This is a genomic window from Pseudanabaena cinerea FACHB-1277 (assembly GCF_014696345.1).
In the GTDB taxonomy this organism is placed as follows: Bacteria; Cyanobacteriota; Cyanobacteriia; order Pseudanabaenales; family Pseudanabaenaceae; genus Pseudanabaena; species Pseudanabaena cinerea.
In genome coordinates this window covers 1-15,573 of sequence record NZ_JACJPY010000010.1, presented here as the reverse complement: position 1 = coordinate 15,573, position 15,573 = coordinate 1, and the positions used below count along the sequence as shown (strand labels likewise).

The window sequence follows — 15,573 nt, the reverse complement described above, 5'->3', positions numbered from 1 at the left end:
TATAAATTGATTCTACTTTTTTCTTTCTAATTTTTCCTTGTTACCTCTCTCCTTCTACTATTTTAATCTCTTCTTCTGTCAACCCATAAAGTTGATAAACCAAATCATCGATCGCCTTTTCTTCTTTTGTCGTATCAGCATGGCGATCGCCTCTTTTAGCAGTGAGAATTTCATCAACGATTGAGGTGATTAGTTTTGCTTGTTTTTGGGTTGCTTTTGGAATTGGGATTTGTCCAAAATATTTCCAAATTAATTGATAACCATTTTGAATAGCGGTGCAATATTTTGAAATTAGCCACCAACCCATAGTTGAGTTAAGAATTGCTAAAAGAACTTTGTCATCTTTTGAAATAAACCACATAGAGTTATTACAGTAAAGCCCTTGATCGTCATAAATAAAACAGGGATTTACTTGAAAAACTTGATACATTATCTTAGGTTTTTCAAACTCTTGCCAATAAGCAATATTATCTTGAGTCTCAAACCATTTACCACTTGTTTTTTTGCGACTTCCTTTTTTACCAGATTGTTCAAGTCTTTCTTTCCCAAAACTAAGTAAGTGATCTCTAATTGCTGGGTAGTCATCAATATCTATATCTAATGCAGGAAAAGTTCCAATTAACCATAGGTTATCCTGTTCTGCATACCATTTTTTAATAGTTCTACCACGCAGTAAAGGTTTTAATAATTCTGAACTTTTAGAATCTTTCTCTAGCATTCGATCTTTTTGTTCATCATTAACAAGAAAAGCTTCAGTTAATCCTGTTTTTACGCCATAGTGAGCTTCATTACCAATAGGGTTATCAAAGAGAAATTCTAAGGGGTTTTTAATCTCTGTATATTCAACTAATGGAATACATATCTTTTTTATTCTTAAAAGTAATTCCTGATCATCACTAGAGGAAATCATCCAAGTTTCCTTATTTAACGATTCGGATGTTATTGCATTAGAGATGCTTTCTATATACGCTCCAAATCCGTTGCTATAATTAAGTGTCTTCACCGCAGCAGAAATAAAATTAGTATTGCTCATTTGTTTTGAAGCGTTGAGAATACAAGGATAAGTAGTTGCTTCTTCAAATACTTGTAAATCACCAAAATCAATAATCGCTTGTAATTGAGTTCCTAAAAAGTATTTTCTTAATTCTTTTCCATAACCTGCTTGCATCCACTTATTAGGCATGATGTAAGAAAATTGACCTTTATTTTTTAAGATTTCAAATCCTTTTTCAACAAAAAATACATATAAATCAGCAGTTCCCGAATAGGTTGTAAAATTAGCCTGTAAATGTGGTTTTTGTTCCTTAATTTCTTCTTGTCTGATATATGGCGGATTACCAATTACTATATCAAACCCAACAAAATCACCATCCTTATTCAAAACTTCAGGAAACTCAAACCGCCATTCCAAAGCATTCTCATATAGCCGACCACTTTCAATATCCTCAATCTCTGCACTTAACTTATCAATCTCATTATTTAACTTATTAACCCGCTTCTCCCTAGCCTTAATCTCTGCCTTACTCTCCTCCAACAACAACATCTGATTTTCCACACCATAAAGCTCCGCCTGTAACTGCCGTAACTTCACCTTCTTCGGATCACCCGCCAACAAACTCGAACTAAAACCAGCCTTAATCTTCGCGATTAAACCTTCCATTTCTCGCTTTTGCGCCTTACTTTCCGCACTGCGATAAGTCTGCACCGCATCACGATACTGCTCAATACTAAACTTCTGCTTCTGCAAAACCTGCTTCACATCCACATCCAACCCAAACCGACTAATCAAAGAATTTCCACACTTGATATTAATGTCGATATTTGGCAAAGTTTCCAAATTGCCATCTGGTCTATAGTAAGCGTGCTTCAAAAGCTCAATCCACAACCGCAAACGGCAAATCGTCACCGAATTGGGATTAATATCCACCCCAAACAAACAACTCTCAATAATTGTCTGCTTCTCATGAAAAAGTGCTTCCTGCACCCTCGTTCTCTCGTAATTTTTAGGCTTGTATACAAATAAATTTTCTTCATCATCACGGACAACCAACTTATCATTCACAACCCTTACATAATAATCCCTTAACGACCATCCCTTTTTATCTAATAAAACCCGCAACTCGCTCTTAATCGCAATAATTTCATTCAAAGCTGAAACCAAGAAATGCCCCGAACCCACCGCAGGATCGCAAATCTTGAGACTATTGATAATAGTATTCGCCTCCTTTTTATCTTCAATTCTTCCATACAAATCCTTGATCGTCTCGCAATTCCATCCTTTTACCTCATTAAACTTCTGCACCACTGCCCGCCGTATCGTCTCGCGGCACATATACATCGTAATGAAACTCGGCGTATAAAAAGACCCATCCTTATAGCCATTAATCTTCTCAAAGATCAACCCCAACACCGCCGCATTAATTAACTTCTCACTATCATCTTGCGAGTCTTCAAACTCATCGCGATCAAATCTATAAGCTCCCAAAAATTCAAACAAATAAGCCAACGCATTCAACTTACCCGATCGCTTATTACCTTTGCTATCCGTAAGAACAGTCGCACCAAAAATTGGCAAATCCCGATCCTTGAGGTTGCCGATCACAATCGTTTCCTGCTCCGTTTCCGTTGGCTCAAATAGCGAACTATTCAAATAAGGCACATTTGCAAAAACAGCCTTAACCTTTGCCTCGCGCTTATCCTGTTCCTTTGCCAACACATCAAAAAACAAACTATCAAGATCATCATAATTCTGTACTTTTTCTAAATTGAGAAAAGCATATTCGCGATCGCCTTGATGATATTTAATTAACTGCGCCTCCAATAACTTCAAAAACAAAATGCGATTAATCCAATTAATCGACAACCGCAACGCCACATTAAAAAGTCGCTCCTCATCATTATCCCCAAACTCTTCAGGCTTAGACAAACGCGACAGCTTACCCAAACTCTCCAAACGACTAATCGCATTCTCAATTAGCGAACCATCTTGGCGATCGCCTTCCTTCATCCGTCTAATTAACTTCTTGCCCTTATCCTTCTCTTCCGTCAAGCCAATGATATACAGCAACTCATTATAAAAAGGCTTATTTAAACTATTGCTGTCATTAGCAAAGGGCAATTTCAACAAATGCTCAGGCGAAAAAATCTTGTAAAGATCGATTAAATCTAGATTCTCAAGATCGCGCAGATCAAAATGCGTAAACTTAATCTGATCAATTACAGAAGCGATCGCAGGTTCCGCAATCTGCTTATAGAAAAAATCTGTCTTAGTACCACTCAGGCGCTTAGCTTCAAATTCTTCAAATTCCTTAACTAAATCGTGATTTCTAACAAACAACTCCTCAAACAGTTTCGCATCAAAAATAAACCACTCATAAATATTTGTAACGATCAAATGCTTTACTGCAAAATTGCGATGCGTCACCCTTTCCCGCAAAAAATATAAAACCAACTGCTGAAAAGCCTTGTGATTGAGAGCATCAACCCTCGGCATCTCTGCACTACTAATTTTTGTGGGCTTCTTTGTCTCAAAAATTACCCCAACCTTACTATCTGCCCCCTTGTCATTATGAATGACCAGATCGCTCATATCTTTGGTATTAATGAAGTAGCGATCGTCATAGAAACTCTTTTTTAAAAAATCACTCAACAGATTTTTGTTAAATTCCTCATCCTTTTTCTCATCACAAAGCTCTAGCAACCGCGCCAACTCAGCCTTAAAATCCCGAATATTCTCAGCATCAGGCTTAAGTTTTAAATAGGACTTATAGGACTTATTTAATGCTTGCTTAGGTTCGAGCTTATTGGCGATCATCAAATTTTATATCTAGTAAAATTATCGACTAATGAGAGTGTACATCTCCTACTGCATTTTCCCTGTCGACTCAGATGACAGGTTAATAATTTTAGCAGATGCCGCTTTTACAAAATACTAACAATTAATCCGATCGCATTGCTCAGCCAAATCAAAGCAACTACGCCACCAGCGATCGCTAGAGGAATGATTGCTAGGGTTTTCCAACTTTTGATATTAAGGGCGATAGAGGCACTCCACACCTGCCAAAAGATAAACCAGAGGATCACAGCGATCGCGCTGATGGTGCGAAATCTGGGCGGCAAACTGAGAGCAGGAGCCATAAATAGCCAAGGCAGACTAGCAAATCCAGTTAGGGTCAGCAGTTCAGACATTTTGACATTTTTTTGAAATACCCCTGCTAACTGTTTGAGCAGAAACGTAAAATATAGCCAACCAATTAGACTGCTAGCGATCGCGACAATGGCTCTAAATACACTCAATTGCTCAAGGCGAGTTATTTCCAGAATATTAACTAAAGCAATGACGCTTGCTCCTTGCCAAAATGAAGGCTTAGCCTTGATATTGGCAAAGGTATCCCTAGGTAAAAACAATGTCCCATAGAGCCGATCTAAAAATATACCTAGGCTTTGTAACGGAGTTGGTTGCGGCACTGTAGGCATGATCACACTATCGCCATTGTCGGCATTATCTGAGGCGATCGCCGCCATTTGCTCAGGGTTTAGTTCAGAGTTTGGCTCAGAATTTAATTCGGAATTTGATTCGGAATTTGGCTCACTAACATTCATAAATTTTCGTTATTTGGTAGGTATTTTAAAATTTTTAGCGAAAGCCTTTACCCTGCGATGATTCTGTCCAAATCATCACATCGCCATCGCCATTGGCGGCGGCTAATTTTCTGCCCTGCCATTGCAGCGCAGTGATTTCGCTCATGGGGGTTTCTAAAGCCTGTAGCCATTCCCCATTATTGTGCCAGATCGCCACGCGCCCATTGGCATCGGCAGAGGCAAGATAATTAGATGTGCTGTCGAAGGCAACATGACCAACCATATTGTTATGTCCCTTGATCACCTCGCCTTCCCAACCCACATTCAGGTCGGCGTGGCGCTCCCAAATGACGACATCTGCGCCGCTAGCAGAAGCAAGTAGGGGGGATGGATGGGTTGACCAGTCAAAGCTGCGGATTTTCCCAGGAAACCCCTGCATTCGCCAAGGCGAAGGGTCGAAGTCCGTACCTAGCCATTGCAAGACCACCACCAAATTATCGAGGGTGCTGCAAACTAAGTAATTGCCTGAACTGTTCCATAAAATCTTGGCGGCGGCGGTGGGAAACTCAAAAATAATTGGATCTTCATACCAGTCCGCGCAGGACCAATTTTTAACGCCCCGATCGCCGCCAATGGTTAAATAATCGCCACTGGGATGCCAAGCGATCGCTAAAACCGTTGATTGTTCAAAATGCAAAGTGGTGACAATATCAAGGGTTGCCGCGCTCCAAACTTGGACATATTTACCTAAGCCAAAGGCAAATTCGGGACGGGTGGGATGCCATTGGATATGTTCAATCCATGTATTGCCCACATCGATCGTGGCGGCGATCGCCCTTGGGTTAGCTGCTAAGTCCCAAACCTGAATTTTGCCACTCTGTCCCCCTGCTGCCAGCCAGCGCCCATCCGCCGAAAATGCTAAGCAATTCACAGCTAGTTCTGTGGGTTCTTGGAGAGTCTGCAAATTGCTAGAGGCGATCGCGGTGTTAATCATCGCCACTTCGCCCGAAGCGGTGGCTGCCGCTAAGCTCTTGTCTTGAGGCGACCAAGCGATCGCGGTGACATATTCGCTAAGGGTAACTTGAGCATGGGCTTTGGGGTTGAGCAGAATTTTGGTTTTAGGTTTAGGCATAATGACGCGATGATCCTGTGGCTTTGCGGTAAAATCCCAGTTATTGAATTAAGTTAATCGATCCAGATCTTAGGATATTTAGAGCATGACTACAGCCCCCTTAACATGGACAGAATTAGCAGCGCTTACTGATTTCCAAATTGATCCTGTCAATGGTGCAACTAATTCTCAAGCGAGATTGCGGCTATTTGGGCATTCAGAAACGGAAGTCAGGGTCACACTCTACCGCGATTATCATGCTTGGTGTCCCTATTGTCAAAAGATTTGGCTCTGGCTCGAAGAAAAACAAATTCCCTATCGCATTGAGAAGGTGACAATGTTTTGCTATGGCGAAAAGGAAGCATGGTACAAGCGCGTTGTCCCTTCAGGAATGCTACCTGCGATCGCCCTTGATGGCAAAATCATTACGGAAAGTGATGACATTCTCATTGCCCTCGAAAAGGTCTATGGCGCTTTGCAGCACAGCATGACTGAGGCAAAGGTAATGCCCATTAGAAGGTTGGAAAGAACTCTGTTTCGGGCATGGTGCGAATGGCTCTGTCGCCCGATGGTTTCCATTCAACAGGAGCAGCGTTTGCGATCGCAGTTTATCGAAGTGATGCGATCGGTAGAATCCACCTTAGCGAATACGCCTAGCCCTTACTTTTTAGAAGAATTTGGTACAGCCGATGTCATTTTTACGCCCTATGTGGAACGGATGAATGCCAGTCTCTATTATTACAAAGGCTATTCCCTGAGAGAATCGCACCCACGCATGGCAGCTTGGTTTGAAGCCATGGAAACTCGCCCCACCTATCGCGGCACTCAAAGCGATTTCCACACCCATGCCCATGATTTGCCCCCTCAAATGGGCGGTTGCTATGAAAATGGGGAACCGCAAATGCGAATTAATCAGGCAAGGGTGGATCATGGCGATTGGTTTGGGCTGCCCGATGTGGGTTATCCTGAACCCGCTAATTCCCGTCAAGAGGCTTTGCACCGCGTCCTTAAGCATCGCGAAAATATTATCAAAGCAAATCCTGCGGAACCCGAAATGATTGATCTGGCAATGCGTTGTGCCTTAACGCAGATGATGACAGGTGCAGCTTGCCCTCCGCCTAAGGACACGGACATAGCCTTGAGGTATTTGCGCGATCGCATTAGTGTTCCCCGCGATATGTCAATTTACGCCGCTAAGCGTCTACGTTCTGCCCTAGAATCAACGGCGGCATTAGTCGGCGATCGCCAAGGCGAACCGATTCCCACCCGCCACCGCCGCGATCAAGATCCTGCTAAGTTTCGGCATTAAATAAGATCCCCCTCAATCCCCCTTGTAAAGGGGGAAGAAGAAAATTCTCCCCATTAAAAATCGGCAAATATGAATTTACTATCCAATCCAGATCGCCCAAGCGAATATGTGCCGCAAAATATTACGGTGATTGGCGCTGGCGCTTGGGGATCGGCGATCGCTTTTTTGTTAAACCAAAACCATCATCAGGTGCAGATCTGGTCGCGCCAAAGTGAAGTTCCTTTATCGGCAATGGTTGCGGATAGTGATGTAATTATTTCGGCGGTGTCAATTAAGGGAGTCAGGGCGATCGCCACCCAGTTACAAACCGCAAACCTGCGCCCCGATGTCATTTTAGTCAGCGCCACCAAAGGCTTAGAGCCTGCCACCCTTGCCACTCCTTCGCAAATTTGGCGATCGCTCTTACCAGTCTATCCATTGGTGGTGTTGTCGGGTCCCAACCTATCTAAAGAGATTATGGCAGGACAACCAACCGCCACAGTCGTAGCAAGTGAGCATCCTCACGCCGCCCAATTGGTGCAGAATATCTTTGCTTCACGTAACTTTCGGGTCTATACCAATCCCGATCCCATCGGTGTGGAACTGGGCGGCACGCTCAAAAATGTGATTGCGATCGCCGTTGGTGCTTGCGATGGCTTAAATTTGGGAACTAATGCCAAATCTGCCTTAATTACCAGATCCCTGATTGAGATTATTCGCGTGGGGGTATTTTTTGGGGCGCAACCTGAGACTTTTTGGGGCTTGTCTGGACTAGGGGATCTCTTAGCAACCTGCAATAGCAGCCTCAGTCGCAACTATCAAGTAGGCTATGCGATCGCGCAGGGTAAAAGCTTGGAGGCGGCGATCGCCAGTACAGTCGGCACTGCCGAGGGTGTAAATACAGCCCATGTCTTAATGGAAATCTGCGATCGCGCCCAAATTAGCGTACCTGTATCGCGTTATGTGCATCGCTTACTGCGGGGCGAGATCACCTTGCAGCAAGCAGTCGAAGGCTTAATGGATCGAGATCTCAAAGCCGAAAGTTTACAGGAACACTCATGAGTTGTGAAAGCAGTGCGATCGCCGATCTGGTAGGGTGCGTTAATGGAATGTAAAGCACCTCATCTAATGTTGAAAACTTGTGCGTTACGCTGGCGCTAACGCACCCTACATTTACTATGATTGTCGAAAACAGGATGGTCAGAAATCTCTGTTGTACTTTGCTTGCTACTTTCGGTATTATGTCGCTAATGCTATTCATTTGGTGCTTTGGTTCACTACTTGCACCTTATCCGATGAATAGCTTTTTTGGCTCAATCTTTAAAACTGTCCGAAGTATTGTATTAGCTCAAATGCCTATGACCAACAAAAGCTAGATATTCTTTTAATTGCAGTCACCAGCCAAATCCATACGCAATTACAATTTGGTGAAATGCTCATAGATGAATGGGAAAAGGCAGGTTTAATAAAACTTTCAGACGATCATATGCAGGACAGTTGCTAAGAGCGGGGTAAATACAAGGTTTGTCAGCATGAAAAATTAAAGGTTGCTTAATGATATAATTTGCTTCGATTAGCGAAAAAAATAAATAACTCGTTGAGTCCCTTATGGCTTCTAACTCCAGCATTAAATTTACGATCGCTTTTAATGATCCTAGCTTTGAATCAGAAGAATTTTTAGAGGCTCGTTGTTTATGAGTCATTTAGATGAAGCGTTACGCCAATTTGAAGCATCAGAAGCGAATCTTGCTAAGCTTGAAAAATTGTGGGTTTTGCTGCAAAAACATACTCCTAAAAGTGTTTCTTTTGCTGTAAATCCTGTTTATGAAGATGCATGTCGTTCATATGAACAGTTCCTTTTAGGCTTGCCATATATTGATGGTTGGAAGCCACATACACTACCTCTGGGTCTTGATGAAATAGCATTGTCTCGTTCAGATGCGATTGATGTTGGAGAACTAGCTGCTCAAATTGCAGTAGATCGTTCTATTGAACAACCTGGCAAAGAATTGAGAGAGTATAGATTTAAGTTCAATCTAAAAAGGAAGCATCTTATTCAAAAAATAGTATTTCAGTCTTTTAATGAAATTGAAAATCTTCTCAATGAACTGAGAAAGGCTTTTCCTATAGAAGACGAAGATTTTGGGTACAAAAAAATTGATCATCCAAATTGGCAAATGCTTTCTGACAAAATAAAGCAGATAGATATATTGCTTGGTAGTAGTGTTCCTCGTCCTCCTAGATGGAGCGATTTACACCGTCACCTTTCTTTCAAGGAGACGAATGACCTTAGAGATATTATTAATTCAGATTATCCTTCAGTTAAAGAAGGACTTACAAAGTCTCTCTTAATAACTCATGAGCCAATTCCAGTAAAAACTTATGATTTAGGTGATTTGGTTGCATCAAATCCATCAGGAGGTGTTTTAACAAAATTAAACTGGGAAAAACTTAGTCCTGGGGATTTTGAACGTTTGATCTTTACACTAGTTGCATCAGAACAAAATTATGAAAATCCTCAATTACTGACTAATGTTAATGCACCAGATCGTGGACGTGATATTTCTGCTTATAGAATTAGTCAAGATGGGTTAAGTGGTACAATACGAAACAGGGTTATTTTACAATGCAAACATTGGAGAGATAAAGGCATTTCCTTAACAGACATTAGCATATTGAAAGACCAAATAAAACTTTGGGAACCTGAAAGGGTAGATGTTCTAATAATTGCTACATCAGGCAGTTTTACAGCAGATGCGGTCAGTTTTGTTGAAAATTATAATCGCTCTGATTCAGCTTTGAGAATAGAGATGTGGGCAGAAAGTCATCTCTCAAAGATTCTGGCTTCACGACCAAACATAGTTGCAGATTTTAGTCTGCGATAAAATCTTTTTTTAGTATTAAACTTATTTTTCCATTCCAAATCTTTTAAATATATCAGTAACCACTAGAAAGCTAATCATTAGGAAACAAAAATGAAAACTATAGGATTAGATCGAATTGTCATTAAACCCGATGTCTGTCTCGGACAGCCAACCGTCAGAGGATTGAGGATTACTGTAGCCTTTGTCCTCAAACTCTTAGCCAGCAACCTATCCGTCCCAGAAATCCTAGAAGCCTATCCTGAACTAGAACTTGAAGACATTAGACAAGTCCTCAACTATGCAGCTTGGGCAGTCTCAGATCAAACTCACGGTGTTCTCGCGTGAAAAATATCCGTTTACTTGCAGATGTCCATATCTCACCCAAAACAGTTGCAGACTTACAAAAACAAGGCTATGAAATTATGCGTAGCTCAGAAGTCTTACCTGCCAACGCCCCAGACATCAATATCTTAGAATTTGCCAGAACTGACAACTGGGTTGTATTGACTCAAGATCTAGACTTCTCAATGCTAGTAGCACTTAGCAGATACAGTCAGCCCAGCTTAATCACCTTGCGCCTTTCATCAGCAAAACCCGACATCGTGACCCAAAAACTGTTAGATGTATTGCCTCAAATAGAAGAAGCCTTACAAGAAGGTTCTGCAATTACAATTCAAGATGAAAGTATTCGCATCCGTAAATTACCTGTTAGGTAGGGGCTACATTGACTCAGACTTTTTGTTTGATCAGAATAGCGATTACTGACCAAAACTCATCTGATAAAGGCTCATTAAAATCATCACTCATCCAGATTTGTCCCTCATGCAACCCAGCAACACGCTGAAACCCTAATTGTTGAGATGGTTGCACAAATTTATTTTTAGCACCCCGAATAAAGCTGAGTACCTCCGCTAATAGAGGCTCTGGCAATGAATTTAATTCATTTACAATTGTTTCTACAGTGATCATTGCTCTAGTGCCTTGTTCATCACGATATAACCTCATCACTTAGTTATATGGCGATCGCTGACCAAATGATTTAAGCGATTATCGCCTAATATAAAACTTATTCGCTGCAAGCAAACACAAGCACGATCGCCGATCTGGTAGGGTGCGTTAATGGAATGTAAAGCACCTCATCTAATGTTAAAAATTTGTGCGTTACGCTGGCGCTAACGCACCCTACGTTTACTGCTTAGGTGGAGTTAGTAATTTGCCTATTGACACTAAACCGTCTGGACGGTATAGTTATTTTTAAGACAAGTCAATTGTCTTAAATTTTTAGTATTCAGGTAGAAGTAAATGGCAGAAGCGTTAGAGGTAGGCAAGCGATCGCAATCAACAACCAAAGAATCGCTGCTCAATGCGGCGGGTGAAGTGGTTTTGCGGTTTGGGGCTGATGCTTTGACCCTTGATGCGGTTGCGAAAGAGGCAGGCGTAAGTAAGGGCGGCCTGCTCTATCACTTTCCTAATAAAGAGGCTCTGCTCATAGGCATGGTGGCAAACCTGATCGCGCAGTTCGAGCAGTTACTAGAAATAGAACTGACTCGCCAAGGCGATCGCACCATCAAAGGCGCATGGTTGAGGGCTTACATCCGCGCTCAAGACCTATTTGATCGCGAGAATGCAGCCATTCAGTCAGGATTGTTAGCGGCGGTATCGAAGGATAGCCGACTGCTGCAACCGCTTCGAGATGTCTATCAAAAATGGCAGCAAGACGCATTTAATTGTGGAATTGCACCAGTAAAAGCAGGAATCATTCTCTTAGCAATGGATGGGTTGTCTCTAAACATCTTGCTGGGGACTAACTGTGTTTCAGATCAGGAGCGATCGCGGATAGTTGAGGAGCTAATACGAATGACCTACGCCGATGAATGAGAATTATCTTCTTCCCCCTTTTTAATACCAAATCAAGAAATGGCTACGCCATTTCTTGATTAAAAACCTTACTGGGTTTGGTTTTCAATTTAAAAAGTATGACAACACTTTTTTAAATTGGTATAAGGGGAATTGAGGGGGATCTCCAAACCTTTTTGAAATGGATTAGTAAAATATGACATCTCAATCTTTCTTTAACTCCCGCCATCTTTGGCTTGGGGGAATTGTCCTTGCGACTCTAGCTACAGGGCTTTCTATTTATAGCGTTATATCTTCTAGCAAGCCCGATATTGCCAATAATTCTGCCGCGATCGCCAGTGCGCCCCTACCCATAACGGCGCTGGGTCGATTGGAACCAGAAGGAGAAGTCATGCGTTTGGCGGCTCCCGTTGCCCTAGATGGCGATCGCTTAAAGGAATTGCGCGTCCAAGTTGGCGATCGGGTGAAAGCGGGTCAAATTATCGCGGTACTAGATGCTAGCGATCGCTTTGCCGATGAAGTGACTAAAGCTAAGGCTCAGGTGGAAATTGCTCAAGCGGAACTTGCAAGGGTTCAGGCTGGTGCAAAACAGTCGGAAATTCAAGCCCAAGAAGCATCGATATTGAGACTGCAAGCGGATTTACGCGGTGGTGAAGCTTCTCAATCGGCGACGATTTCCCGTTGGCAATCAGAGGTTCGTACTGCGGAGGCAGAGTTGGCACGTTTTCAACAACTCTATGCCCAAGGTGCAGTCTCTGCTTCAGTTTTGGATGCGAAACGTCTTGCGGCGGAGACAACCCGCGCCCAATTACAAGAAGCTCTGAGTACCCGCGATCGCCTTGCTAATACGCTCCAAGCCCAAATCCTTGAAGCAAGTAGTACACGCGATCGCATCGCTGAAGTGCGCCCTGTGGATATTGCCACCAAAGCTAGAGAAGTAGACAGTGCGATCGCGGCTCTCAAACTTGCGGAAACCAACCTCGCCCAAGCCTATATCCGCGCCCCTAGGGATGGACAGATTCTCAAAATCCATACCAAACTAGGCGAAAAGGTGGGCAGTGAGGGCATCGTTGAATTGGGAGCAACTGATCGCATGGTTGCGGTATTGGAAGTCTATCAAACGGAGATTGAGCGGGTGCGGGTTGGGCAAGCGGCAACGATTACGGGGCAAGCCTTTCAAGGCGAAGTGCGGGGCATTGTTTCGCAAATTGGCTTACAGGTGGAACGCCAACGAATTGCTGGCAACCAACCAGGCGAGAATCTCGATCGCCGCATTATCGAGGTCACAGTACGCCTGAATCCTGAAGATAGCCGCCTTGTTGCAGCGCTCACAAATTTACAAGTTCAAGGCAAGATTCAACCTACTTCTCTAAATTAACTAATCAGGAGTTCCATTTATGAATATTGATCATGATACAATGGTTATTAGCAAAGAAGAACCACAAATTATCTCCCTTCCAGAATCACAAATCTCCAATGCTACCAAAATGATGGCGGATACATTTTTCGGTGATCCCCTGTCCTGCTATCTCATTCCCAACGAACGCGATCGCTTAGGAATTCTCGAAAAAGCTTGGAGTAAGACAATAAATCATAACTTTCCATTAGGTCACGTCTATTGCGGCTATCAAGGCAATGATGATATTTCTGATTCAGTTGGCAACTCTCCCATTTTAGGAATCGCGGCTTGGTTGCCACCTAACGCCAAGTCCGCTTCATTGCTAGGATCGCTACCCCTGATTTTGGAGATTTTCCTAAAGAATGGATTCCTTTCCACAAAACGAGTTCTCAACACACTGACAAAAACGGAAGCCTATCGCTTGCATGACTGCCCGACACCCCATTGGTATCTAGAAGGATTGGGTGTATCGCCAAAGGCTCAAGGTCAAGGAATTGGCGGTTTGCTGTTGCAACCCGTCTTGCAGCAAGCCGATCGCCAAGGGGAGATTTGTTATCTCTTTACTTCCACCGATCGCGCTGTCAAGTTCTATCAACGACATGGATTTGTGGTGCGAGAGGAACTGCGAGTTCTCAACGATGCACCACCACTATGGATGATGATGCGATCGCCTCAAGTTTAATATCAGGAGGATCTATGCTTCGTAAATTGCTGCGAAAAACTCCCCTTGCTTGGCTCCAACTGACTCGTAATAAAGTTCGCTTTATTGTGGCGCTATCAGGTATTGCCTTTGCCGATATCTTGATGTTCGTGCAGATGGGTTTTGAAGGAGCGCTCTATGATTCAGCGATGAAGCCCTATCGCGAACTGATTCAGGCGGATTTAGCGATCGCTAGTACACAATTTCAAACTCTCATCTCCACTCCTAATTTTCAACGCGATCGCCTTTATCAAACCCTTGCCCATCCTCAAGTTAAATCTGTTTCTCCCCTCTACATTTCCGTTGCTGGTCAATGGCGCAATCCTGAAACTCGCCAAAATCGCGCCATTCTTATCTGGGGAGTCGATGCGGGTAATCCTAGCGTCAGGCTACCCGATCCTGCTCAGCAAATTCCCCAGATTCAACAACTCGATCGCGTTCTCTTCGATCGCGCTGGTCGTCCTGAATATGGCGATGTGGCGAATATGTTTATGCAAAAGGGTGAATTAGAAGCTCAACTAAATAATAAATTAGTACAGGTAAGTGGACTATTTGAAGTTGGTTCTTCCTTTGCTGCCGATGGCAATATCATCACCAGTGACGCGACTTTTTTACGTTTATTTCCAGACCGACGCAGCGATCGCATTGAGATGGGATTAATTCATCTTAAAGAAGGAGCCGACGTGCAGCAAGTCAAAAGGGAACTTGCTAGTCTATTATCTGATGATATGCGCGTGCTGACTACCGAAGAATGGGCAGGTGTCGAAAAAAGTTATTGGGAAACGGGAACTAGTATTGGCTTCATCTTTGGTTTGGGCGTGGCGATGGGCTTTATTGTCGGTATTGTGATTGTCTATCAAATTCTCTATTCCGATGTCTCCGATCACCTTGCGGAATATGCCACTCTCAAGGCGATGGGCTACAGCGATCGCTTTCTCTTGAGCATTCTCTTTCAGGAAGCAATTCTATTAGCCTGTTTGGGATTTCTGCCCAGTTTCTTACTTTCTGTGGGACTCTATCAAGTGACCTACACTGCCACCATGCTACCGATCAAAATGACAGTAGAACGTGCCACTTCCGTATTTGTGATGACTGTAATCATGTGCGTAACTTCAGGGGCGATCGCCATGCGAAAACTCCAAACCGCCGATCCTGCTGATATTTTCTAATCATTTTTTGAACTTGATGCTTGAACTTTATGTCAGCCTTACTTCCATCGCTAATAGCGATCGCGGCGCTCGATAGCCTTAATCCATCGGCGATCGCTTTACAAGTCTATTTGCTAGGAACGACAAAACCAGTTCCGCGATCAATCGCCTTTGTAATTGGCATATTTTTCGCCTATTGGACATCGGGATTATTGGCTGTATTAGGCTTAGATAGATTAATTCAGACCGTAATTGCAAACTCTGGATTCTCTTTGTCCACATCTTTATTTTATATAATTCAATTTCTGACTGGCATAATTCTATTGATAGTAGGCGTTACTCTCCGAATTCCTACTCAAGCTGAACCAGTAAAAGCACCGCAAAAATTAAACTTGGCAAAAACTTTTCTGTTAGGAATGTCTGTAACAATTTTAGAACTTCCTACCGCTTTACCCTATTTCGCAGCGATCGAGCAGATCGTCCGCGCTAACCTAGATCTCCTATCAACTATGAGTATCTTGGCACTGAGGGGGTGACAAAGACATCTAAAACGTAGCCGTGACAAGCTGCATAGCCCTCTTACCTCGTTGATAGTAGGTTAACTTATTGGGAGCTAGTTTCAATA

At 43.0% G+C, this 15,573-nt stretch carries 14 protein-coding genes; 10 read left to right on the top strand and 4 right to left on the bottom strand.

Annotation, left to right across the window (positions count from 1 at the left end; all coding sequences use genetic code 11):
* Positions 1-40: 40 nt before the first annotated feature.
* The 3 genes from H6F44_RS05295 to H6F44_RS05285 form a co-directional block, all read right to left on the bottom strand.
* Positions 41-3,814 (bottom strand): class I SAM-dependent DNA methyltransferase, encoded by a 3,774-nt coding sequence (locus H6F44_RS05295; RefSeq protein WP_190349917.1) that lies wholly within the window; start codon positions 3,812-3,814, stop codon positions 41-43.
* Positions 3,815-3,921: 107 nt separating this feature from the next.
* Positions 3,922-4,602 (bottom strand): Yip1 family protein, encoded by a 681-nt coding sequence (locus tag H6F44_RS05290; RefSeq protein ID WP_190349916.1) that lies wholly within the window; start codon positions 4,600-4,602, stop codon positions 3,922-3,924.
* Positions 4,603-4,636: 34 nt separating this feature from the next.
* Positions 4,637-5,713, bottom strand: coding sequence for a WD40 repeat domain-containing protein (locus tag H6F44_RS05285; RefSeq protein ID WP_190349915.1), 1,077 nt, complete (start codon positions 5,711-5,713; stop codon positions 4,637-4,639).
* Positions 5,714-5,798: 85 nt separating this feature from the next.
* Here H6F44_RS05285 and H6F44_RS05280 point away from each other — a divergent pair, with 85 nt between their 5' ends.
* The 5 genes from H6F44_RS05280 (at position 5,799) to H6F44_RS05260 (ending at position 10,560) form a co-directional block, all read left to right on the top strand.
* On the top strand, positions 5,799-7,001 hold the full coding sequence (locus H6F44_RS05280) for a glutathione S-transferase family protein (RefSeq protein WP_190349914.1): 1,203 nt from the start codon (positions 5,799-5,801) through the stop codon (positions 6,999-7,001).
* A 69-nt stretch (positions 7,002-7,070) separates the two neighbouring features.
* Entirely contained in the window at positions 7,071-8,042 is a 972-nt protein-coding gene (locus tag H6F44_RS05275) for an NAD(P)H-dependent glycerol-3-phosphate dehydrogenase (protein ID WP_190349913.1), read from the top strand.
* A 632-nt stretch (positions 8,043-8,674) separates the two neighbouring features.
* On the top strand, positions 8,675-9,865 hold the full coding sequence (locus tag H6F44_RS05270) for a restriction endonuclease (protein ID WP_190349912.1): 1,191 nt from the start codon (positions 8,675-8,677) through the stop codon (positions 9,863-9,865).
* A gap of 90 nt (positions 9,866-9,955) precedes the next feature.
* Positions 9,956-10,189 (top strand): DUF433 domain-containing protein, encoded by a 234-nt coding sequence (locus H6F44_RS05265; protein ID WP_190349911.1) that lies wholly within the window; start codon positions 9,956-9,958, stop codon positions 10,187-10,189.
* Positions 10,186-10,560, top strand: coding sequence for a DUF5615 family PIN-like protein (locus H6F44_RS05260; protein ID WP_190349910.1), 375 nt, complete (start codon positions 10,186-10,188; stop codon positions 10,558-10,560). The genes H6F44_RS05265 and H6F44_RS05260 overlap by 4 nt, the downstream gene beginning before the upstream one ends.
* Before the next feature lie 13 nt (positions 10,561-10,573).
* Here the strand turns inward: H6F44_RS05260 and H6F44_RS05255 are convergent, their stop codons facing one another.
* Positions 10,574-10,813 (bottom strand): DUF2281 domain-containing protein, encoded by a 240-nt coding sequence (locus tag H6F44_RS05255; RefSeq protein ID WP_190349909.1) that lies wholly within the window; start codon positions 10,811-10,813, stop codon positions 10,574-10,576.
* Between the two features lie 333 nt (positions 10,814-11,146).
* Here H6F44_RS05255 and H6F44_RS05250 point away from each other — a divergent pair, with 333 nt between their 5' ends.
* The 5 genes from H6F44_RS05250 to H6F44_RS05230 all read left to right on the top strand — a co-directional run bounded on the left by H6F44_RS05250 (position 11,147) and on the right by H6F44_RS05230 (position 15,484).
* Positions 11,147-11,722 (top strand): TetR/AcrR family transcriptional regulator, encoded by a 576-nt coding sequence (locus H6F44_RS05250; RefSeq protein WP_190349908.1) that lies wholly within the window; start codon positions 11,147-11,149, stop codon positions 11,720-11,722.
* Positions 11,723-11,897: 175 nt separating this feature from the next.
* Complete coding sequence (locus H6F44_RS05245; protein ID WP_190349907.1) at positions 11,898-13,079, top strand: ABC exporter membrane fusion protein; 1,182 nt, start codon at positions 11,898-11,900, stop codon at positions 13,077-13,079.
* Between the two features lie 19 nt (positions 13,080-13,098).
* Entirely contained in the window at positions 13,099-13,782 is a 684-nt protein-coding gene (locus H6F44_RS05240) for a GNAT family N-acetyltransferase (protein ID WP_190349906.1), read from the top strand.
* Positions 13,783-13,796: 14 nt separating this feature from the next.
* On the top strand, positions 13,797-14,969 hold the full coding sequence (gene devC / locus H6F44_RS05235; RefSeq protein ID WP_190349905.1) for an ABC transporter permease DevC: 1,173 nt from the start codon (positions 13,797-13,799) through the stop codon (positions 14,967-14,969).
* A gap of 29 nt (positions 14,970-14,998) precedes the next feature.
* On the top strand, positions 14,999-15,484 hold the full coding sequence (locus H6F44_RS05230; RefSeq protein ID WP_190349904.1) for a GAP family protein: 486 nt from the start codon (positions 14,999-15,001) through the stop codon (positions 15,482-15,484).
* The last annotated feature ends 89 nt before the right edge of the window (positions 15,485-15,573 follow it).